Below are 22,342 nucleotides of genomic sequence, written 5' to 3'. Positions count from 1 at the left end.
ATTTCGTGGTGGCATCGTTTTCCGGCGGGTAGTTTTCGACAAGATACCGATGAATCCCGTCGGCGATTCTCGTGTGAGCCGCTTCGTTGGGATGCAGGTCGAACCGTGATATGGCGTATTCTCCATCCCGATCATCGAGGAAAAAGTCCACGCCGTTGACGAAGTTCACTCCGAGTCCATGAAAGTAATCGGCGATCACCCGGTCCTGCTCGTCGTAGATGCCATAATTCTTCAACATATAGAAGATAGGGTGAATTGAAGACCAGAACGAAGATCCCCTCTTCCTCGCACTTGCGGACCATCGCCTCCAACTGCCGCTGCGACTCTTTCCAAGGACCGAAGTCCGGCGCGTGAGAGCGTTTGATCAGGTGGTAGTGCTGAGTCCCCGGCACGAGAACACCCCGAAGCTTCAGCTCGGTGTTGATCGTTTTGAGAGCCCAGCGCATCGTCTTCAGGTGCCGGAAGAAAAACCCCTGCGTGTCCTTCACGATCCGGTTCAGGCGATCCACGGCGCGCGATCCGTCCTCGGACCGGACCTTTTCCCGCCCGCCGCCGACTCCTCCCGGATCCTCCTCCCCTCCCTCGTACACATCGTTTCGGCTGTACACCCACAGGAGGATCTGGGGCCGGAAACGCTCCACATAACTCTCGAAATTTCGGAAGTTAACTGCTGTGTTCGCGCCGGGACTGCTGAGGTCGAGAACGTACACGCCGTCCTTTCCGCGGCAATTCTCCGCACGGAGCTTTTCCCTCAGCTGGTTCGAAAAGATATAGTCCTCGTTCGCCTTCCCCCCGAAAAGAAACGAATCGCCCACCATCATCACGCGGAGCGCCGCCGAATCGGGATCGAAGGTTCCTTCATCGAGATCCGTCCGCAAGGCGCTCACCCGCGGCTCGCTCTCGAGGAACTCGAACCGCGCGCCCTGAAAGAAAAGCGTCGCTTCGTCAAAGCGGAAAAACGCCTCGCCCATCAGGATCACGATCGCCAACTGAAGGAACAGGATTCTTTTTTTCATTCCGCGCTTCGTTAAAACTGGAAGTAAACGAACTCTTGATTATGAAACACTCCGAACACCATGATCGCCCAGAACTGAAACGACGTCACGAGAGTCCTGGCGATCGGGCCTTCTAAAAACGTCCACTCCCGGTTGATGTACCAGTCATAAAGATTCAAGAGAACGATCAACCCGAAAAGGAAGTACATATCCCGGGTGACGTCGTAAGGCGCCGGCAGGGAACCGAGCGAGGGGATCCGAAAGAGATCGGTCGCGATGCGCGGAAAAATCCGGAACGCATCGCTCACGCTCGGCGACCGGAAGAAGACCAGGCCGGTCAGGAAGAGGATAAAGATATAAACGGTTCGGAGCGGGTTCAGCAGGATATTCACCCGATCGAGGTGGAAGGTCTCGATGAGCCGCCTGCGCGGCTTGCTCGTCAGGCGCGCGATGACGAGATAAACGCCGTTCAGCGCCCCCCATCCCACGAACGTCCAGTTCGCTCCGTGCCAGAGCCCGCTGATCAGAAAAGTCACGAAAAGATTACGGTATTGAAAAAAGGTCCGTACACGGCTCCCCCCCATGGGGATGTAGATGTAATCGCGGAACCACGTCGTGAGGGTCACGTGCCGGCGCTCCCACAACTCACGGATGGAGCGGGCGAAGAAGGGCTGGCGGAAGTTGATGGTGAGTTCATATCCCATCACCCGGGCGGCGCCGATCGCGATATCCGAATAACCGGAGAAATCACAGTAAACCTGGAATGCGAAAAAGAAGGTGGCGAGGAAGAGCGCCGCGCCGTTGTAGGCGCAATCCGGATTGAACCCGATCCCAATCCCACCCTTTCTCCTCGAAAAACCGGGGCAAAAGTCGGGTCGATCGCTCGATCGGTCCGGCGACGAGCTGGGGGAAGAAGGAGACGTAAACCGCGAAGATGCCCAAATGCCTCTCCGGCTGCCGCCTGCCCAGGTAGACATCGATGGTGTAACTCAAGGTCTGGAACGTATAGAACGAGATCCCCACCGGGAGCAATACCTTGAGGATGGGCGGCGTGTACGCGACATCGAACAAGCCGAGCAGTTCGCTTAGGGACCGCGCAAAGAAGCCGAAGTACTTGAACGCGAAGAGGAGCCCCAGATTGATCACGAGACTGAGAACGGGAAAGAGCCGTTTTCGCTGCCGAGTGTCCGCCTTCCCGATCTGGATTCCGGCGACATAGTCGATCAGCGTGGACGTAATGATCAGAAGAAGGTATTCCAGCTTCCAGCAGGCATAATAATGGTAGCTGGCGACCAGAAGGAGAAACTAACGGAACCGGGAAGGCATTGCGAAATAAAGCATTACCACCACGGGAAAGAAGATTAAAAAATGGAACGAGTTGAATAACATGGTGCTTGGCGATCGATTCTATAGCACGCCGTCGGGGGACGCAAGACTCGAAAGAATCGACCTCGGCTCCTCATCCGGATGGAGATCCGGGACCGGCCGCCCCGCGGACTCCCCTAGCGAACCCGCCGCATGATCGCCGCGAAATCGTCCGGCTCGACGAAACCGGTGACGGTCCATTCGTCCACTCTCTCACCGGACGAATCGATCCAGACGATCGTCGGCAGCCCCTTCACGTGGTATCGATCCAGGAGCGCCTCGATCACGGCGTCTTTCCTGGTGCAGTCGACGAGCACCATGGTGAAACGCCGGCTCTCCGCGATCACCGCCGGGTCCCTGTAGGTCACGTGCTCCAGCTCCTTGCAGGCGGCGCACCACTGGGCGGTGAAATCGATCATCACCGGGCGGCCCGCCTCGCGCGCCGCGGCGAGCCCCGCGTCGTGATCGCGGATCCAGGAAATCTCCGCGCCGTCCCCCGCCGGTCCCGCCGCGGTGCCGATCGGCAGGAGGGGGAGCACCGCCGCGCCGAGGAAGAACGCCACTCCGGCGGCGCCGATAAGAAGCACCACAGCCCGCACGACTCGGCGCCGGGCGCCCGCCCCCTCCGGCATTGTCTCGAAGAGACCGAAGAAGGACGCGGCGATCGTCAGCAGCGCCCCCATGGCGAGATGCACCAGCCGATCCGGCAGGAGGGGCGCCGCGAAATAGAGCGCCACGCCGAGGAGAAGGAAACCGAAGACGCGCTTCACGCCGTCCATCCAGCCTCCCGCGCCGGGTAGCGTGGCCAGAAGGCCCGAAAACGTGCCGATGACGAGGAAGAGGACGCCGATCCCCATGGCGAGGGTGAAGAGGAGCGTGAAGCCGAGGAACGCGTTGCCGGTCTGGGCGATGTAGACGAGGAGGCCCACCAACACCGGTCCGACGCAGGGAGAGGCGACCAGGCCGGCCACGATCCCCATCAGGAAGATGCCGATCCACCCGCCGCCGCCGCCGACCCGGTTCAGCCGGGCGGCGAAACCCGAGGGGACCTGCAGCTCGTAGAGCCCGAACATGCCGAGCGCCAAGGCGACGAAGATCGCGACGATCGCGCCGATGAAGATCGGGCTCTGCATGAACGACCCGATCATCATGCCGCCGCTCGCGGCGAGCAGCCCGAGGACGCTGTAGGTCAGCGCCATGCCGAGCACGTAGATCAGCGAGAGGAGGAAGCCCTTGGCCGGGTTCTTCTCGCCCCGGGCGCCGATCACGCTGAGCGTGATCGGGATCATCGGGAACACGCAAGGTGTGAAGGAAAGGAGAATCCCCGAAACAAAGACGAAGAGGTAGGCCCAGAAGAGCCCGCGGGAGGCGATTCGATCGGCCAAGTTGAGGCCGCCGGCCGCTCCGCGAGGGGCCTCTTCGGCGGCGCCCTTCTCCGGCGAGCCGATGGCGACCGTAGCCGACGCGCCGGAAGAGGCCGCCGCGCCTTCGCGCCAAGCGAGGGTGAAGGGAATCCGCTCGGGGAAAAAACAAGCCTCGCTCGTGCAACCGCGATACCCGATCACCACGCTCACGCTCTCCGGAAAAGCCTCCCCCTCTCGAAGGGAGAGGGGCGCCCGCACCGAGAAGGATCGGTTGTAGATCTCGACCTCCTCCTCCAGGAAAGCGTCGTACTTCACCTTGCCCGCGGGGTAGGCCGTCTCACCGAGAAGGAAGGGCTCCCCGTCCTCCAACTCCACGGACACCTCGTCCCGGTAGAGATAGTGGCCGGCGGGGACGGCGACCCGGAAGATCACCTCGCCGCGGTTCGCGTCGCCGGCGGGCCGGACCGCCTCGGCGGTCGTCGAAAAGGGACTCTCCTGAGCGAGAACGCCCGACGCCGGAATCAGGAGGGCGATCGCCGTCCCCAACACGATCGCCGCGGCGTGCCGTACCGTATCTCTCCACATCGCTCGATGCTCCTCGTGAGGCTTTCTTCAGAAAGTTGCGCCGCGCCGGAGCGGCGTCGCTCCGAGTCTAATCGCTCTCCCCGATCCCGCCGGTCCGCTCCCGGATGCGGCGGAACCGATCCGAGTCGCGGGTGAGCCTCTCCCTCCCGGGGATCGAGGCGATGTACGCGCGGGTGTAGTCGATCCGCTCCTCCGTCGGAGGATGGGTGGAGAAGAAGCGCTCCACAGATGACATCTCCCGGCCCTGCATCTCCCGGATCTTCTCGAAGAAACGGACCATGCCGTCCGGCTCGATTCCGGACCGAACCAGCTCGTCCACGCCGAGATGGTCCGCCTCGTTCTCCGCGTCCCGGGAATATTTCATCAGCGCGCCCGTGACCAGGATGTTCGCCGCCGTCGACTGGATCATCCCCGGATCCTCACCGAGGGCGGCGGTGGCGATCGCGGCGAGACCGTACTGCCGGGTCAGCTGCTTGGCGCCGTGCTTGGCCACCACGTGGCCGATCTCGTGCGCGATCACCGCCGCCAGCTCCGCCTCGTCGTCCGCCGCGGCGATCAACCCTCTGTTGATATAAACAAAACCGCCGGGCAGGGCGAAGGCGTTCACCTCGTCGCTGTCGACGACCCGGAAACGGTAGGCGATCTCCGTCCTCGCCGAGTGGGCGGCCAACAATTGACCGAGGCTGTCGGCGTAGGCGGTCACCACCGGATCATCGAGTATCTTCAGCTCCGTTTCGATCTGCTGGGCGAACTGCGCCCCCATCCGAACCTCGTCCTCGGTGGGGATCAGGTTGATCTGGGAGACGGCGGCGCAGCCGAGAAGCAGAAGCAGGGGCAGGACCACCGCTCCCATTCGTCTACGAAGGGTCGATTCGGTCATCGCGCACCTCTCATGGAAAACGTGCCCCCGGAGCCGCGCGGGGGGCGCGGCGATTCACGGCGGCCGGAAGCGAGGGGGAGCCCGCCGCCGACCCTATCGGGCACATGATACCATCGCGCACCGCCCCTTCCGAAAGGTTTCCTCGGCGGGTGGAACAAGGCAACGCCCGGACGCGCCCGCCCGGGCGTTTTCTTCTTCCATGGGGAGGGGAGGTCGATTCCCCCCTAAAGCGGTTCCAGACGGGCGGTGAAATGCCGGAGCTGGGGCGCCTCGTGGACGAGCCGGAGCCCGCGGATCGAGTCCCGCCGCCGGTAGATCGCGCCGATCATCTCCGCCACATACTGCATGTGCGCCGTGGTGTAGACCCGCCGCGGCACGGCGAGGCGAACCATCTCCAGCTCGGGCCAGATCGGATTGCCCGTCTCCGGGTCCTTGTGGCCGAACATCAAGCCGCCGATCTCCACACCCCGGATTCCCCCCTCGGTGTAGAGCTCGCAGGTGAGCGCCTGGGCGGGGAACTTCTCCGGCGGGATATGGGGAAGGAATGCCTTGGCGTCGAGGAAGACGGCGTGCCCCCCCACCGGCTTCAGGATCGGCACGCCCTCGGCCTCCAGCATTTCACCGAGCTGGCGGACCTGGTTGATCCGGAACTCGAGGTACGTCTCGACCATCACCTCTTCGAGACCCCGGGCGATCGCCTCCAGGTCGCGCCCCGCCATGCCCCCGTAGGTGGGGAAACCCTCGATCAGGATCAACATGTTGGTGATCTTCTCGGCCAGTTCCCCGTCGTTGGTGCAGAGGAAACCGCCGATGTTCACCAGGCCGTCCTTCTTGGCGCTCATGGTGCAACCGTCGCCGTAGGAGAAGATCTTCCGCGCGATCTCCCGGAGATCCGCGTCCGCGTAACCGGGCTCCCGTTTCTTGATGAAATAACAGTTTTCGGCAAAACGACAGGCGTCGAAGTAGAGCGGAATCCCGTAGCGGTTCAACAGCTCTCGGGTGGCGGCGATGTTTTCCAGCGAGACCGGCTGGCCGCCCCCGGAGTTGTTGGTGATGGTGAGCATGCAGATCGGGACACGCTCCACTCCCACTTTTTGGATGAGGCGCTCCAGCTTGCCGAGGTCCATGTTCCCCTTGAAGGGATGCTCGACGCGCGGATCCAGCCCCTCGTCGATCACGCAGTTGGCGGCGATCCCCCGGTTGTGTTCCACGTTCGCCTGGGTGGTGTCGAAGTGGATGTTGTTCGGGACCGTGTCTCCCGGCTTCACCACCGTGCTGAAGAGCAGGTTCTCCGCCACCCGTCCCTGGTGAGCGGGGATGACGTTCCGAAAACCGTAGAGATCCCGGATCGTTTTTTCGAAATGAAAGTAGTTCCGGCTCCCGGCGTAGGACTCGTCGCCGAGCATGAGGCCGGCCCACTGGTAATCGCTCATCGCCGACGTTCCGGAGTCGGTGAGCAGATCGATGGTCACTTTCTCGGCGGGCACGTTGAACACGTTGTATCCCGCCTTCCGCATGATCGCCGTCCGTTCCTCCCGGCTGGTGACGGCGATCGGTTCGACCACCTTGATCTTGTATGGTTCCATCGGGTAGTCCATCTAAGCTTCCTTCCCTTCATAATCCCGAATGACGTCCACCACCGCCTCCGCCGTCGCCGACTCGCGGAGCCGTTGCCGGATCGAACGGTCCCCGAGGAGTCCGGAAAGGCGGGAGAGCACGCCGAGCCGGAATTCCGGCTGTCGGCCGGAGCAGATCAGGAGAAAGAGAATGTGAACCGGCTCGGAATCGAGGGCGTCGAAGGGAACTCCCGCCGGGGAGACGGCCAGCACCGCGGCGGGCTCGATGTCCGCGTCCAGCTCGGCGTGGGGAATCGCCACCCCCCTCCCGATACCGGTGGAGATCTCCCGTTCCCGCGCCCAGACGCCCTTCCGCACCGCTTCCTCCAGGTCCTCCCGCCCGATCAGGCGAATCAGGAAACGGATAAGCTCGTCCAGCACCTCCTCCTTGGATTCCGCTTCGAGCGGAAGGAGGACGTGATCCGGACCGATGAGTTCGGAAAGAAGCGGTGTCATCGTCGCTCACGACCGGGTTTGTGATTCTCGCGGGCGAATGGTAGCAAAGCGCCCTCGGGCTGTCAAAGAGAGAGGCGCCCCTGGAGGGGACCGGGCGCAGGGAGTATACTGGCCGGCATGAGCGAATTCGCCGGGCATCTGCGCGCGCGCCTCCGGGGGGAGGTCCGAACCGACCGGCTCGGCCGCGGTCTCTACGCCACCGACGCGAGCGTCTACCGGATCACGCCGGTCGCCGTTGCGATCCCCCTGGACGAGGAGGACGTGGTCGCCGCGGTGCGGACCGCCGCCGAGGAGGGGATCCCGGTGATTCCCCGTGGGGCGGGCACGAGCCTCGGCGGACAGGTCACCGGCGAGGCGCTCGTGCTGGACCTCTCGAAGCACCTGAACCGGCTCGTCGAGACGGACCCGGAGGGACACTGGGCGCGCGTGCAGCCCGGTCTCGTCCGGGACGAGCTGACCGTTCTCCTCGCGGCGAGACGGCTCCATTTCGCGCCCGACCCCGCCACCTCCAACCGGGCTTCCATCGGCGGCATGATCGGCAACAACTCCTCCGGCATGCGGAGCCTCGTCTTCGGGAAAACGGTGGACCACGTCCTCGAGGCGCGGGTCCTCCTGGCGGACGGAGAGATCGTGACGCTCCGGAAGCTCGCGCCCGAGGAGGCGGCCCGCGCCGCGGTCGCCGGCGGCCGGGAAGGGGAACTCGTCGGCGGACTCCGGCGGATCGTGCGGGAGAACGGCGACGCGATCCGCGCCCGCTTCCCCAAGGTCATGCGACGCGTCGCCGGGTACTGCCTGGACGAGTTGCTCGATCCGACGGATTGGAATCCGGCGAAACTGATGGCCGGAAGCGAGGGGACGCTCGGAGTTCTTTTAGACGCGAAGATCCGGCTGGAGCCTCTTCCGCGGCACACCGCCCTCGCCGTCGCCCACTACGGCTCCCTCGACGCCGCGCTCCGGGCCGTGCCGGCCGTCCTCCGACACCATCCCTCGGCGGTGGAGGTGCTGGACGGAACGGTGATCGATCGCGCCCGCACCAGCCCGAGCACGGCCTCTCTCTGCGACTTCCTCGAAGGAACCCCCCGGGCGATTCTGATCGTGGAGTTCCTGGACGAAAACGGGGAATCCGCCTGCAGGCGGGCCCGTGACTTCGCCGCGGAGACGCTCCGCGCCGGCCCCGCCGAAGCATGCCCGGTTCGGGAGACCCGCGAGGAGCAGGCGCGGGTGTGGGAGGTGCGCCGCGCCGGCCTCGGCCTGGTCACGTCGATCCGCGGAAACAGGAAACCGATCCCCTTCATCGAGGACGCCTGCGTTCCCGTGGAGCATCTCGCCGAGTACATCGAGAGGATCGACCGGGTTTGCCGCGAGAGAGGAACGCGGTCCGTCCTTTACGGACACGCCAGCGTGGGCGTTCTCCACGTGCGCCCTCTCCTCGACCTCCACCGGCCGGAGGACGTGGAGACGATGAAAACGATCTCCCGGGCCGCCTTCGACCTGATCCGCGGGTACGGCGGTTCGTGGAGCGGTGAGCACGGCGACGGGCTCGTGCGGAGCGCCTATCTGGAGGAATTCTTCGGACCCGAAGTGTACGGCGCTTTCCGGGAGGTGAAGCGCCTTTTCGATCCGGAGAACCGGATGAACCCCGGGAAGATCGTGGATGCGCCTCCGATGGATCGGAACCTCCGCGCCGGCGGGCGGCCGCGGCCGGAAGCCCCGGTCACGGTCTACCATTACCGGAGCGCCGGCGGTTTCCTGGAAGCGGTGGAGCTGTGCGTCGGCGTCGGCGCCTGCCGCAAGACCGGCGTGGGGACGATGTGCCCGAGCTACATCGCCACCCGGGATGAAGACCACTCCACCCGGGGGCGGGCCAACGCGCTGCAGCTCGCCCTCGCCGGCGAACTCGGGCCGGAAGCCCTCGACGGAGACGATCTGGAGGGCGTGCTCGATCTCTGCCTCTCCTGCAAGTCCTGCAAGACCGAGTGCCCCAGCGGCGTGGACATGGCGAAGCTGAAGGGAGAGTTCCTGCAACGTTACCGGGACCGGCACGGAACGGCGCTCCGGGACCGGATCGTCGCCTTCTCGCCGCGCGCGGCGGCGCTCGCCTCCGGCCCGCTCGCCCCGATCGTGAACGCCGCGCAGAGAAATCCCCTTTTCCGTCTCCTTCTGGAACGGTTCGCCGGCCTGGACCGCCGCCGCGTCGCCCCCGCCTACGCGCGCCGCCCCTTCCCGGAGTGGTTTCGGCGGCGGCGCGGGCGATCCGGCGGCCGCGTGGTCGCCCTCTTCGACGACACCTACATGAATTATCACGAACCGAGGGTCGGCGTCGCCGCGGTGGAGTTGCTCGAATCATGCGGGTATGAAGTGGTTCTCGCCCGCGCGGGCTGTTGCCAGCGCCCCCGCATCTCCCACGGCTTCCTCCGGGACGCCAAACGAGAGGGGGAACGCACGCTCCGCAATCTGGATCGTCTCGTCCGGGACGGGATCCCCGTCGTGGTCTGCGAACCGGGCTGCGCCTCGGCGCTCCTGGACGATCTCCCCGACCTGATGGACGACGCGGCCCTCGCGGAACGGATCGTCGCCGGCGTCCACCCCATCGACGTCTTCCTGGACAATGAGGTTCGGGAGGGACGAATCGAAGGCGCCTGGACCGCTAGGGCGGAGAAGATCTGGATCCACGGCCACTGCCACCAGAAGGCGCTCTTCGGCACCGAGTCGATGAAAAGGATCCTGGCCCTCGCGCCCGGCGCCCGGACGCGGGAGATCGACTCGGGCTGCTGCGGGATGGCCGGATCCTTCGGCTATGAAAAGGAACACTACGAGCTGTCCATGCGCGTGGGCGAGGACCGGCTCTTCCCGGCGCTCCGCGGACTGCCCGAGGACGCCGTCATCGTCGCCTGCGGGTTCAGCTGCCGCCATCAGATCGCCGACGCTTCCGGCCGCCGCGCCGTTCACTGGGTGGAGACGGTGCGCGGTCCCGCCCTCTAGTCGCCCGCCTCCCCCCGCAGGTCCTCCAAGCGGCGGCGCGCCTCCCCGTCCTCCGGGTGCGCGGCGATCACCTCCCGAAGCACCCGCGCCGCCCCCTCGCCGTCGCCGATCTGTCGAAGCGCGAGGGCGAGGTTCATCCGGGAACGCCGGTCCGCCGGGTCGAGGCGGGCGGCGTTCCGGTACGCCTTCGCGGCGGCCGCCGGGTCTCCGCCGCGATGGAGAAGCAGGCCCAACTCGAACCACCCCTCCTTCCGGTCCGGCGCGACACGCGTCAGCCGCTCCAGGAGAGGCCGGGCCTCCTCCTCCCTCCCGGTGGAGGCGAGAAACTTCCCCAGGTTGAGGAGGGCGGCCGGCTCCCCCGGCGCCAAATCGAGCCCGCGCCGGAGAAGGGGTTCCGCCTCCTCGGCCCTCCCCTCCTCGGCGAGAAGGCCGCCGAGCCCCATCACCGCGCCGGGGAAATAGGGATCGGCGCGGATGGCGCTTCGGTAGAGGCGTTCCGCCTCCCGCCGCTCCCCTTGGGAAGCGAGGTGCTCCGCGAGGCCGACCGGCACCCGCGGGTTCGACGGATCGAGCCGCATCGCCTCCTCGAGCTCGCGAATCCCCTCCTCCTCCCGACCCATGCCGAGAAGCACCACGCCGAGGTGATAGTGGGCGCCGGGGAAATCGGGGATTCTCTCGATCGCCTCCCGGTAGGCGGCGACGGCTTTCTCCGGCTCATCTCTTCGTGCATGAACATTCCCGCGATGAAAGGCGTCTTGGCCGACGGCGGAACGCTTCGCGTGAAAAGGATCGACGGAGATTCCGGCCTGCAGGGCGAAGAAGAAGAGGAGCGGCGCGGCGGCGGCGCGGAAACGGCGTTCCCGGATCGGCGCGGACAGCACCAGGAGTCCCCGCGCGGCGAGGGGGAAAAGCGCCGGGAGAAGGGGGACCCGGAATCGGGCGCAGACGAAAAACAGAGCCACCGACGCGCCGTAGAAGAGAAGGTACGATTCGAGCAGGTACCGCCCCGGGCCGGAGCGCCGCCGAAAAAACATCCCCGTCAGCGCGAGGGGGAGTAGGACGCCGAAGGAGAGGAGAGGCAGCCGGAGGACCGGATCGCTTTGACGGAAAAGGGTGAGGTCGCGGTTGTTCCCCACTTCATACGAGGAGAGAAGGAAGTACGCCTTGCGCGCGAACCGCCCGGCGAAACGGACCGGATCGCCGCCGATCTCCCGGAGCGCCTCGCCGAGCCAGTACCGGGACGTCTCGTTCGGCGAGGGTCGGTGTCCGATCCTGACGGCGGTCACTCTCTCCACGTCCTCGTTCACCCAGGAGGGGAGTCCGGGAAACGCGGCGTGCATACCGTCCGCCTCCCTATTGTTTCCGATATAAAAGTTCAATCCCCCTTGGGAGGAAAGGAGGATCCATTCGCCGGAGACGATCCGGTTCCTCACGGTGATCGGCGCGATCAGGAGGAGAGCGCCCGCGATCAGGAATAGCCCCCTTCTCCTCTCGACTCGGCCGAGCAGGAAGGCCGCCGCCGGAAGGAAAAGGAGCACGTTCGGACGGGCGGCGGCGAAGAGGCCGAGGAGGGCGCCGGCGAGAAGACTCGTCCGGGCGCGGGAGGAGCGCTCCGCGCGCAGAAGGGCGAGAAGAAGAACCGTCGCGAGAAGGGGGAGAATCGACGCGATCAGCAGTTCCCCCTCGAAGTGGATCACGATCCAGTCGGCCGCGGCGAGGACCCCCGTGATCAGACCTGCGGTCCGCCCGAAGATCCGCCCGCCGAGACGGATCGACAGCAGCACGGCGATGCAGCCGAGGAAAAGCTGAAGGGCGCGCGCGGCCGCCGGATCGGCTCCGAGGACGCGATAGACGCCGGCGAGAAAGAGAGGATAGAGGGGAGCGCGGAAGACCGCTTCCGCCCCTTCCCACCGCCCGTCCAGGATCGACAGAGCCTGCTGATGGAACCAGCGCGCGTCCAGCATGGGGGTGCGGAATTCGGGGTGGTCCGCCAAGGAAAAAAAATAGGCGCCGCGAAGAACGAGTGCGAGCAGAAGAACCGATCCGATAGCGGCCGCGGCGGCTTTGTTTCGCATGCCTCCCCCCTTCGCCGCCGATTGTAAGGACCGCGGCGGCGGTTGCCAAGAGCGCCCGTCCACCCTATTCTCGTTGGGCGACAAAAAACCGCTCCGAAGGAGGCGTTTTGGTTCCCGGAATCCGATACGGCCGAGGATGGATCGATGTTCCTCTACCCGCGCGGGCCGAGGTGCGCGTGGTGACCCCCGCCGAGCCGGAACCCCTCCCGGATCCGGGCGGCGCGGTCCTCCTCGCCCTGGAAAAACCGATCGATTCACCGCCCCTGGCGCGCGTCGCCGAAGGGAAAGGGTCCGCGGTGGTCGTGGTCCCCGACGCCACCCGCCCCCTCCCGCTCCCGATCGTCCTCCCGCCGATTCTGGACACTCTCGCCGCGGCGATCCCGCAGGAGAGGATCACCATTCTCTTCGCCACCGGCATGCACCGCCCCGTCGGCGACGAAGAAGCGCGGCGGCTCCTCGGCGGAGAGGTCGCGGCGCGCTTCCGCTTCCTCTCCCACGACCCCGCGCGGGTGGAACGGATCGGCGTCGCTTCGCGCGGCACCCCGATGTGGATCGACCGCGTCTACCTGGAGCACTCCTTGCGCGTCTTGGTGGGACTCGTGGAACCGCACCTCCTGGCCGGTTTCTCGGGGGGACGGAAGATGGTCGCCCCCGGCGTCATCGGCCTGGACGCGATGCCGATCCTCCACGGGCCGGAGATGATCGGCCACCGCCGGGCCCGGACCGGCATCCTGGAGGGAAACCCGTTCCATGAGGAGGCGCTGGAGATCGCCCGCGCCGCCGGCGCGGACTTCACGGTGAACGTGATTCTGGGCGGCGGGCGCGTCCCGGCGGGAGTCTTCGCCGGCGAACTGGAGCACTCTCATCTGGAAGCATGCCGCGCCCTGATCCGTTCCGCGCGCCGCGCCGTACCCGGCGGCGCCGACCTGGCCGTCACGTGCGGCGGCGGCGCTCCGCTGGACGCCACGTTTTATCAAAGCGTCAAGGGAATCGTCGGCGCGGAAGGGATCGTCCGTCCCGGCGGCGCGGTGCTTCTCGCCGCCTCCTGCGACGAGGGGTGGGGGAGCGCGCCCTTCGTCGAGCTTCTCGGCGAGACGCCGGACCTGGAAGCCTTTTTGCGTTGGGCCCGCCGCCCCGGCTCCTTCCGCAAGGACCAGTGGATGGTGCAACACCTCCGGGAGGCGATGGCGGAACGGAGAATCTTCCTCTTCTCGGAGGGCCTCGACCCGGAAAGGACGCGCTCCTTCGGGATCACGCCGGCGGCCGGCGTCGCCGAAGGCGTGGAGAGGGCGCTCGAAGGGATCGGGCGCCCCCGGGTGGTCGTCCTACCCGAGGGGCCCTACACTTGGGTCGTTCCGGAAGATTAACGAATCAATCCTTCGGCGCGGAACCGTCCCCTTCCCCCATCCTCTCCAGTTCGGCGAGAAGCGACCGGGCCTGCTCGCGTTTCGGATCGAGCCGGATCGCGCGGCGGAAAGCCTCCATCGCCGGCCCCCTCTTCCCGGCCCGGGCGCGCAGAATGCCGAGCTTCTCCCAGGACGAGGCGTCTCCGTCGTCCAACTCGACGCACCGCTCGAAGACCGCCTCCGTTTCATCGATCCGTCCCTGCTCACCGAGAAGATTGCCGAGCATCATCCAGCCGGGAAGGTGGTCCGGCTCGATCCGGAGCAAACGCCGGAGATCTCTCTCCGCTCCGGCCGAGTCGCCGGAGCGCACGCGCGCCACGGCCAGGTTCAACCAGGCGTCGGCGTAGGTCGAGTCCGACTCCAGCGCGCGCAGGAAGAAGGCGATCGCCCCCTCCATGTCCCCGCTCCCCCCGCGGCTCTTTCCCAGATTCACGTAGTCCACGGCGCGCGACTTCAGTTTCAAGGATCTTTGCAGGTAAACCTCCGCTTCTTCAGCGTAACCGGCCTGGTTCAGAAGGACGGCGAGCGCGGTGGGCGCACGGAGTTCCGGGTTCGCGTAGTGCGGATCCCGGGCGACCATGGCGAGGGTCATCCGCACCGCCCGATCCCGGCCCGTGTTGACGGCGATCCAGGGAACGGTGTGGAGGAGCATCGCGCCTACGAGAAGCGACGTGGCCCGCGTCGAAAGCGGCCTCCTTCCGGAGAGGCAGAACGCCGCGAGGAAGAGAAGGAGAGGGAAGAGGGAAAGCGCCATCAGATCCCAGTCCCGCGCGCCGAGAAGCGGATCGGTGAGGAGCGGAAAGAGGAGCCCTCCCCCGGAGGAAACGGCGAGGAAAAGAACGATCCTCCTTTCGGCTCCTCCCTTTCCGGCGGCGGACCGCCGCGGCAAGCGGAGAAAGGGGAACAGGAGCGCGCCGCCGAGAAGGAGGAGGAGCAGGTTACCGAGGAATGAGAGATGGTCCGGCGACAGGAAGGTCCAGGAGTGGCTCCCCTTCTCGAGGAGGGGGAGGAAGGGGGAACCGTCTGAATAAACGCCCGCCGCCCGGCGGAGGAGAAGCGCGCCCGCCGTCGCCGCCGCGGCGGCCGCCGCGCCGAGAAGGACTCGTACGTTCCGGCTGAGCCGCGGACCGGTCAGCAGAAGGACGAACCATGCCGGCGCGAAAACGGCGGCGGTATGGTGGAGCAGAACGGCCAGGACCAGCGCGGCGGTCGGCGCGGCGACTCCCGATCGGCCGCGCAGAAAACGAATCGACGCCCAAAGGAAGAGGAGCGCCGCCGCCTGCATGGGCGTGTAGTTCTCGACGTGGCCGAAGAAGAAGAAGATCCCGCCGGAGAGGAGGATCGACGCGGCGACGACGACGCGGGCGCGCCGCTCCTCGACCAATTCGGCCGCGATCCGCGGCGCGAGCAGAAGAACCGGCACGCCGAAGAGAGCGTTCACCAACGCCATCGCGGCGGCGGCGCCGACTGCGGGACGAACCGCCCGAAACAGCGCGAGAGCCCCCTCGTACAATTGAACCGTAAAAAATCCGGCGTGTCCGAAATCGTAGGCGTCCCCCCTGTCGATGATCCCGGAGAGAAGCCAGCCGTCGCCGAGGAATAGATTTCGGGAGCGGAAAAGAAGAAAGAGAAGAAAAGCGAAGACGGAGGCGGCGACGGTGGCGACGGCGCGCCCGCCGAGCTTTTCCGCGCCTCGCTCCAGCAGGCGGCCGGCCTTCTCTCCCGTAGCCGGCGCGAGGAACGCCGCGGCGACGGCGACCCAGGCCGCCGCGAACCAGGCGGGGAGAAAACCGAGGTGGTGCGCCCCCCAGATCCGATCCGGCCACAGATAGGAAGCCGCGACGTGGAGGAGAAGGAAAACGCACCACATCGCCGAGAAAAAACCGCCGGTGTCCCGCTCACCGCCGCGCGCCGTTTTTTTCGCGCGCTTAGCGCTCATCGACCATCTCCTCCGGACGACGCCGCGCCCCTCTCCGGGTCGTCCCTTTTCTCCAGGGCGTTCAGCACGTTCCGCGCCCTCTCGTTCGCCGGGTCGATCTCGAGCGCGCGCCCGAGAGCGCTCTTCGCCTCTTCGCGCCCGCCGAGCCCCGCGAGCACGATCCCGATGCGGGTCCATCCGTCGCCGTCCCGCGGATCGAGGCGGACCGCTTCCCGTAGCGCGTCAAGCCCATCCGGGACGCGTCCCTCGTCGACGAGGAGCGTGCCGAGAAGGCGGTATCCCTTCCCATAGTCCGGCGACGCCGCGATCAGCGCGCGGAGAGTCGACTCGGCGCGGGCCGGTTCATTCAGACGGACACGGACGGTAGCGAGGTTCACGTAAGCCTCGCGATAACCGGGATCGAGACGGATCGCCTCCTCCAGAGGACCGACGGCGCCGAGGAGATCCCCCCGCCGCGCCCGATTGGTTCCCAGGTTGAACAGGTTCTGCGGGTCCTCCTTCTTCTCCGCCGCCCGCTCGAAGAGCAAACCCGCCTCGCGGTCGTACCCGCGCCTCGCCAAGAGAACCCCGAACGATTTGGGCGCGCGCGCCGCCGGGTTGTCGTAATGCGGGTCTTCGGCGACCATGGCGAGGGTCATCCGCACCGCCCGGTCCCGATCGAGCTGCGCGGCGACCCAAGGAAAGGTGTGAAGGATCATCGCCCCGACGAGGAGGGCCGCCGCGTCCTTCCTCGGCTCGACGCGCCCGAAGAAAAGCGGACGCGCGAGAAAGAGAAGGAAGGGAAAGAGCGGGAGCGCCATCAGATCCCAGTCGCGGCTGCCCAGTTTGGGATCGAAAAAGAGAAACGCCGCGAGACCGAACGCCGCCGCGACGGCGAGAAAAAGGGCCGCCGCCCGGTCGCCGCCGCCATCCGTCCGATCGCCCTCCTCACCGTCGTTCCCCTCGACCGCCTGATCGTCCGGGACGCCGGAGCGCGCCTCCGCGCCCCACCGGAGCAGGGGGAGAAGGAGCGCGCCTCCGAGTATGAGGAAAAGCAGGTTCGCCGCGTCGACGGCGTGGGCCACGGAGAAGAACCCGTAGCTTTGGTCTCCCGCGCCGCCGAGCGGGAGGAACGCCTCCCACCCGCGATAGGCTCTCTCCGTGAAGTGCAGCAGCGCCCATCCCCCCGCGGCGGCGGCCGCCGCGGCGACGGCGAGGAGCGGGCGCGCGCGCCGTCCCGGCGCCTTCCCGCGAAGAGCGAGTACGATCCAGGTCGGTGCGAAGACGACGGCGGAGACATGAAACACCGCGGCGAGACCGAGCGCCGCCGTGGGGAGAATGAGTCCTCCCCTCCCCCGGAGCCGACGGACGCCGAGCCACAGATAAAGGAGGAGCGCCGCCTGCATCGGCGGGTAGTACTCCACATAACCGAAGAAGAGAAGCGATCCGCCGGAGAGGAGGAGCGTCGCGAAGAGCAGGCGCCGCGCGCGGGGGGTGCGGCCCAACTCGGCGGCGAGCGCCCGGGCGATCCAAACCGCCGCGCCGCCCGCGAGACAAGCGGTGACGCGGAAGGGAGCGGCGCCGCCCGCGCCGGGCCGGACCACGCGGAGGGCGGCGAGAACGCCCCGATGAATGGCGAGAGAGAGGTAGCCCGCGCTCCCCAGGCCGGTCTCCTCCGGGTTCCGGACCACCGACGTCAGGAGCCAGCCGTCGCCCAGGAAGAGATTTTGCGTTCGGAAGAGATAGAGGAAGAGAACGGTCGCCGTGAAGAGAAGGAACGAACCCGGGCGGCCGAGTCGGCCGGCACGGTCCAAGAGGGCGTCCGCTGCATCCGCCGCGCGCCGTCGGAGCGGGGGCGCGAGAACGATCGCGAGGACGGCGGCCCAAACCGCGATCCAGGGGGGAGGGAGAAATCGCAGATGGTGCGCGCTCCAGACGCGCTCCGGAAAAAAGAGAGACGCGGCGACATGGAAGAGCACGAACACGACCACCGCCCCGGCCAACGGCGCGCCGGGAAATCCCGAACGGCCCCGCTCGTTTTGGTTGTTCTCCCTGTCGGGCAAGTTTCCGGATCCTCCCGCCGTCGATTGTACGGGGCGGGCGGAAGGCGGGTCAAACAGCGAAGAAGAAACGGTCCTCCTCCGGCGGATCGAGAACGCCGAGAAGGGGTTCCTCGGCGGCGAGGGATTCGATGCGCGACACGTTCACCGTGCGGACGCCGTACTGCTCCTCGATACGCCCCTCCAGACGGAAGGGACCGGCGCCGCGCAGGGCCGGCCGGCTTCGGCGAAAGAGGGCGGGGAAGAGGGTGCATTCGACCAGATCGAACTCGTCCTCGAGAGTGAGGAAAAGCATCTCCGCGCCCCGAGCCGTCCGCACCCGGCGGGACGCGGCGGCGAGACCGACGAGCCGGACCGTCCCTCCCCGGCGTTCGCGGAGCGTACGGGTGTCGTCCCGACCGCCGTCGCCATTCTTCGCCCGGAGAAGGGCGATCGGATGGGCGGAGACGGCGAGGCCGAGGATCTCCATTTCGTGCCGCATCCGTTCCTCCAGGGTAAAATCGTCCAGGTCCGTATGGATCGATCGAGAAGGTTCTTCGTCGAACATTCCCTCCGGCGCGCCCCACCCCTTCCGGCGCTCCTCGTAGGTTCCGTAGAGTTCCCAGAGAAGGCGGGTCCTCGTTTCACCGGTCCAATCAAACGCGCCGACGAGGATCAGGTTCTCCGCCTCCCGGCGCGGCGGCCGGGTCCGGCGGAGGAAATCGGCGAGGGAGAGAAAGGGGCGCTCCCGGAGAATTCGCTCCCGCACCGGCTCGGAGAGGTTTCGCACGCGGCCCAGACCGATCCGGATCGCGCCCTCGTCGAGGGTGAATCCCTCCGCCGAGCGGTTCGCGCAGGGGAGCCGGATCGGGATGTCGCGCCGGCGCGCCTCCTCCAGGTGAACCCGGGAGGGATACATCCCCTGGTGGTTGTTCAGAAGCGCCACCGCGTGTTCCGCCGGCCGGTTCGCCTTCAGGTAGGCGGTCTGATAGGCGAGGACGCCGTAGCCGGCGGCGTGAGCCTTGCAGAAGGCGTAGGCGGAGAAACGGGCGATCATCCCCCACACCTCCTTGGCCGCCCTTGGATGGACGCCGCGCGCGACCGCCCGCGCCAGAAAAGGGCCGGCGAGCGCGCGCATCGATTCCTCGTCCCGGGCCGCGCCGATACGCCGTCGCAGCAAATCCCCTTCGGCGAGGGAGATTCCGGCGATCCGGCTCGCCACGGCCATCACGTCCTCCTGATAAAGAGGAACGCCGAGCGTCTCCGAGAGGAGATCCTTCAGCTCCGGATGGGGATAGTCGACCGGCTCCAGGCCGTGGGCGCGACGGATGAACTTTTCCTTCATGCCCGAAGAGGCGGGGCCGGGGCGGATGAGGGAATGGGCGGCGATGGTCTCCCCCATCGACGAGGACCCGATCATGCGAAGCAGGTTCCGCATTCCCGGCGACTCGATCTGGAAACAGCCGAGGGTCCGTCCCTCCCGGATCAACTCCGCCGTCGCCGGATCGTCGTGAGGAATCTCATCCAAGTCGATCGTCCCGCCTCCCCCCTCGCGAACCAGATCGAGCGTCTCCCGGATCGTGGAGATCGCCCGGTTGCCGAGCAGGTCGATCTTCACGAGCCCCGCCTTCTCCGCCGCCTCCATCTCGAATTGGGTGACCATGATCCCCTTGACCGCTTCCTCCAACGGGGCGTGGCGGTCCATCGGTCCGTCGGTCAGCACGATCCCGCCGGGGTGCACGCCCAGATGGCGCGGGAATCCGCGGATCCGTTCCGCGAGTAGAAGCGCGGTCCGATGGGGCTCGCGGTCCGCCGGGTAGTCCCGGAGCAGGCCGCCGGTCCGGAAGATCTCCGGGAGCGATCGGTCGTCGCGCCGCGGGATCCGGCGACTCACCCGATTCACGGTCTCGCTCGGCACGCCGAAGGCGCGCGCCGCGTCGCGGAAGGCGGACCGGGGGTGATAGTGATTGTGGGTGGAGATCATCGCCACGCGGTCCCGGCCGAACCGATCGTAGACGTAATCGATCACCTCGTCCCGCCCGCGCCAGCAGAAGTCCACGTCCAGATCGGGCCAGTCGTCGCCGCGCAGTTCGTTGAGGAAGCGTTCGAAATAGAGCCGGTAGCGGATCGGGTCCACGTTGGTGACGTCGAGGGCGTAGGCGACCAGCGAACCGGCGCCGGAGCCGCGCCCCACAGTCGGAATTCCCCGGGAACGGGCGAAGCGGACCAGATCCCCCACGACGAGGAAGTAGTCGGGGAAACCGAGCCGGTGGATCGCCTCCATCTCCGTCTGCAGGCGGCGGGTCACCTCCGGCGTGACCGACGAGCCGTAACGGCGGCGAAGCCCCTCTTGGGCGAGCCGGTGGAGGAGCGAATAGGCGGTCTCTCCCTCCGGCAGCGGATAGCGCGGGAAGATGGTTCCCCCCTCCAATAGATTTAGATCACAAGCTTCCGCGAGAACCCGGGTGTTGGCGAGCGCCTCCGGAAACTCCCGGAAGAGAGCGGACGCCTCGCCGGGATCATGCGGACGACCCGCCGGATCGGCCCGCTCCTCCGGCGGCGTGTCGGCGGCGAGAGCGCCGAGGCGGATCGCGGCGAGCATCCTCTGGAGCGGCGCGTCTGTCCCTTCGGCGAGCGTCGCCGCCCCTCCGGCGACGACCCCCGCGCCGAGGCGGCGCGCCGCCCGCCGGAGTTCCCGTACCTTCCGTGGTCCGGCCCAGAGGGGGATCTCCATCCAGAGAACGCCCGGGGAGAGCCCCGGGCGGAGCCGCTCCGCGTCCGCGGGGCGGGCGGCGAGGACGAAAAGCCCCTCCGCGTGCTCCGGGATCCGCTCAATCGGGTCGAAACGCTCCTCCGTCATCCGGAGCGTGATCAGACGGCATAGGTTGCCGTAACCGGTTCGGTTCCGGGCGAGCAACACCACTACCTCTCCCTCCGGGCCGTCCAACTCCACCGCGACGATCGGGCGGACCCCCGCCTCCCGCGCCCGCTCGTGAAAGAGGAACGCGCCGTACAGGTTGTTCCGGTCCGCCAGAGCGGCGGCGGCGAACCCGCCCGTCCGAAGAAACTCCGCCAGTCCGTCGATCGTCGCGGTCCCGCGGAGAAGGGAGTAGTTACTTTGTAAGTGAAGGGGTACGTAGCACGAATCCATGGCTGTCCCGTTCGAGACGCTCCGTCAGGTCGAGGCTCCTCCCCACCACCACCGCCCCGAAACCGAAACGGTCCCGCACCCGGTCCAGGGCGCGCGAAAGTCCCTCCTCGCGGAGGGTGGCGCTTTCCTCGTAGAGATCGGTTTGCCGCGGCTCGGGCCGTCCGATCCGGGAGAGGGCCACGCCGACGAGATGGAGCCCCTCCCGGCGCCGGTGAACCCGGTCGAGCAGAAGACGCGCCGTCCGGAAGATCGGGCCGTGGAGCCCGGTCGGGCGGGAGAGGGCGCGCGACACCGCCGCCGATCCCCCGCCGGAGTAGCGAACCCGGACGTGCACCGTCCGCGCCTCCAGGCCGAGCGAGCGAACCGCCCGGGCCGCCCGCTCGCTCAAATAGAAGAGCATCCCTTCGATCTCCCGCCGGTCCTCCGTGTCCCGATGGAAGCTGGTCTCCCGGGAGACGGAACGGGGGATCTCCCTCTCCTCCACGACCGCCGTGTCCTCCCCCAGGGCGCGCCGGTGGATGAGTGCGCCGCTACTCCCGAAGAGGCTCGAGAGCGCTCCGGGCGGAAGGCGGCGGAGATCGGCGACCGTGCGGATCCGGAGCCTCTCCAGCACCGCGCCGTACCGGTAGCCCACGCCGGGGAGATCCCGGACCGGGAGATTCTCGATGGCCCGCGCTTCCTCGCCCGGCCGAATCACGCCGAGCCCGTCCGGTTTGACCCGCTTGCCGGCGATCTTGGCGATCATCCGGTTCCCGCCGATCCCGACCGTGGCCGGAAGGCCGGTTTCACGGCGGATCCTCTCCCGGAGCAGTCGCCCCACGCGAAGCGGCGGCCCGTGCAGACGTCGTGTGCCGGTCAGCTCCACGTACGCTTCGTCCAAGAAGGTCTCCACGTTCGGCGAGACGTCCCGGCAGAAGCGAAAGATCGTCTCCGCGATCGGCCGGTAGGTGTTGTGCGAGCCGTCCAGAAAGACCGCCTCCGGGCAGAAGCGCCGCGCCCGGGAGAGGGGCATTCCATTGAAAAGGCCCCGCCTCCTCGCCTCGTAGGAACAGCTGGCGATCACCCCGTTCCCCACCACCACCGGCCGCCCCCGGAGCGCGGGATTCCGCGCCTGCTCCACGGAGGCGAAGAAGGCGTCGAAGTCCACGTGCAGAACCCAGCTCATTCGCCTTATCCCTTCTTCTTCCATATATCCCTTCACAGCCCGCTCCCGGGGCGGGATTCGCGGAAGGTCCTCTTCTCTCTTTTCTCTTTTCTCTTTTCTCTTTTCTCTTCTTTTTCCCCCTCTCCCCCTTTCCCATGCACTCCCGGGGCGAGATTCGCGGAAGGTTCTCCCCTCTCTTCTCTCTTCTCTCTTCCCTCTTCCCTCTTCCCTCTTCCCCTTTCCCATGCACTCCCGGGGCGGGATTCGCGGAAGGTCCTCTTCTCTCTTTTCTCTTTTCTCTATCCTTATTCCCCCTCTTCCCTCTCCCCCTTTCCCATGCACTCCCGGGGCGGGATTCGCGGAAGG

Annotated in this window: 13 protein-coding genes; 2 read left to right on the top strand and 11 right to left on the bottom strand. The window is 66.9% G+C overall.

The genetic code is table 11. The features are described from left to right. Positions 1 to 131: 131 nt before the first annotated feature. The 6 genes from JW958_02065 to JW958_02040 all read right to left on the bottom strand — a co-directional run bounded on the left by JW958_02065 (position 132) and on the right by JW958_02040 (position 7,261). Positions 132 to 1,016 (bottom strand): hypothetical protein, encoded by an 885-nt coding sequence (locus JW958_02065; protein MBN1825021.1) that lies wholly within the window; start codon positions 1,014 to 1,016, stop codon positions 132 to 134. Positions 1,017 to 1,027: 11 nt separating this feature from the next. Then, positions 1,028 to 1,972 carry an MBOAT family protein gene (locus tag JW958_02060; GenBank protein ID MBN1825020.1) on the bottom strand — a complete coding sequence of 315 codons (945 nt, stop codon included), beginning with the start codon at positions 1,970 to 1,972 and terminating at the stop codon, positions 1,028 to 1,030. 525 nt (positions 1,973 to 2,497) lie between these two features. Next, complete coding sequence (dsbD, locus tag JW958_02055) at positions 2,498 to 4,309, bottom strand: protein-disulfide reductase DsbD (GenBank protein ID MBN1825019.1); 1,812 nt, start codon at positions 4,307 to 4,309, stop codon at positions 2,498 to 2,500. 67 nt (positions 4,310 to 4,376) lie between these two features. Beyond that, positions 4,377 to 5,189, bottom strand: coding sequence for a M48 family metalloprotease (locus JW958_02050; GenBank protein MBN1825018.1), 813 nt, complete (start codon positions 5,187 to 5,189; stop codon positions 4,377 to 4,379). Positions 5,190 to 5,413: 224 nt separating this feature from the next. Next, positions 5,414 to 6,787, bottom strand: coding sequence for a tryptophanase (locus tag JW958_02045; protein MBN1825017.1), 1,374 nt, complete (start codon positions 6,785 to 6,787; stop codon positions 5,414 to 5,416). Next, on the bottom strand, positions 6,788 to 7,261 hold the full coding sequence (locus JW958_02040) for a PTS sugar transporter subunit IIA (GenBank protein ID MBN1825016.1): 474 nt from the start codon (positions 7,259 to 7,261) through the stop codon (positions 6,788 to 6,790). Between the two features lie 117 nt (positions 7,262 to 7,378). On the opposite strand from JW958_02040, the gene JW958_02035 reads away from it, so the two are divergent. Continuing rightward, complete coding sequence (locus JW958_02035) at positions 7,379 to 10,243, top strand: FAD-binding protein (protein ID MBN1825015.1); 2,865 nt, start codon at positions 7,379 to 7,381, stop codon at positions 10,241 to 10,243. Here JW958_02035 and JW958_02030 read toward each other — a convergent pair. Further along, entirely contained in the window at positions 10,240 to 12,318 is a 2,079-nt protein-coding gene (locus JW958_02030; GenBank protein MBN1825014.1) for a tetratricopeptide repeat protein, read from the bottom strand. The two genes, JW958_02035 and JW958_02030, sit on opposite strands and share 4 nt — an antisense overlap. Before the next feature lie 107 nt (positions 12,319 to 12,425). Between JW958_02030 and larA the strand changes: the two genes are divergently transcribed. Further along, positions 12,426 to 13,685, top strand: a complete 1,260-nt coding sequence (gene larA / locus JW958_02025; protein ID MBN1825013.1) for a nickel-dependent lactate racemase — start codon at positions 12,426 to 12,428, stop codon at positions 13,683 to 13,685. Positions 13,686 to 13,689: 4 nt separating this feature from the next. On the opposite strand, the gene JW958_02020 is transcribed toward larA, so the two are convergent. From JW958_02020 to JW958_02005, 4 genes are read right to left on the bottom strand one after another with little or no spacing between them, the layout of a single operon-like run. Beyond that, positions 13,690 to 15,663 carry a tetratricopeptide repeat protein gene (locus JW958_02020; protein ID MBN1825012.1) on the bottom strand — a complete coding sequence of 658 codons (1,974 nt, stop codon included), beginning with the start codon at positions 15,661 to 15,663 and terminating at the stop codon, positions 13,690 to 13,692. After that, positions 15,660 to 17,705 (bottom strand): tetratricopeptide repeat protein, encoded by a 2,046-nt coding sequence (locus tag JW958_02015; GenBank protein MBN1825011.1) that lies wholly within the window; start codon positions 17,703 to 17,705, stop codon positions 15,660 to 15,662. Before JW958_02015 ends, JW958_02020 begins: the two co-directional genes overlap by 4 nt. Positions 17,706 to 17,754: 49 nt before the next feature. Beyond that, positions 17,755 to 20,832 (bottom strand): DNA polymerase III subunit alpha, encoded by a 3,078-nt coding sequence (locus JW958_02010; GenBank protein ID MBN1825010.1) that lies wholly within the window; start codon positions 20,830 to 20,832, stop codon positions 17,755 to 17,757. After that, positions 20,795 to 21,997: a DNA polymerase IV gene (locus JW958_02005; GenBank protein ID MBN1825009.1), complete on the bottom strand. Its 1,203-nt coding sequence runs from the start codon at positions 21,995 to 21,997 to the stop codon at positions 20,795 to 20,797. The genes JW958_02010 and JW958_02005 overlap by 38 nt, the downstream gene beginning before the upstream one ends. Positions 21,998 to 22,342: the final 345 nt, after the last annotated feature.

The sequence above is a fragment of the Candidatus Eisenbacteria bacterium genome, assembly GCA_016930695.1.
GTDB lineage: Bacteria > Orphanbacterota > Orphanbacteria > Orphanbacterales > Orphanbacteraceae > JAFGGD01.
This window is presented reverse-complemented; position numbering and strand designations above follow the sequence as displayed.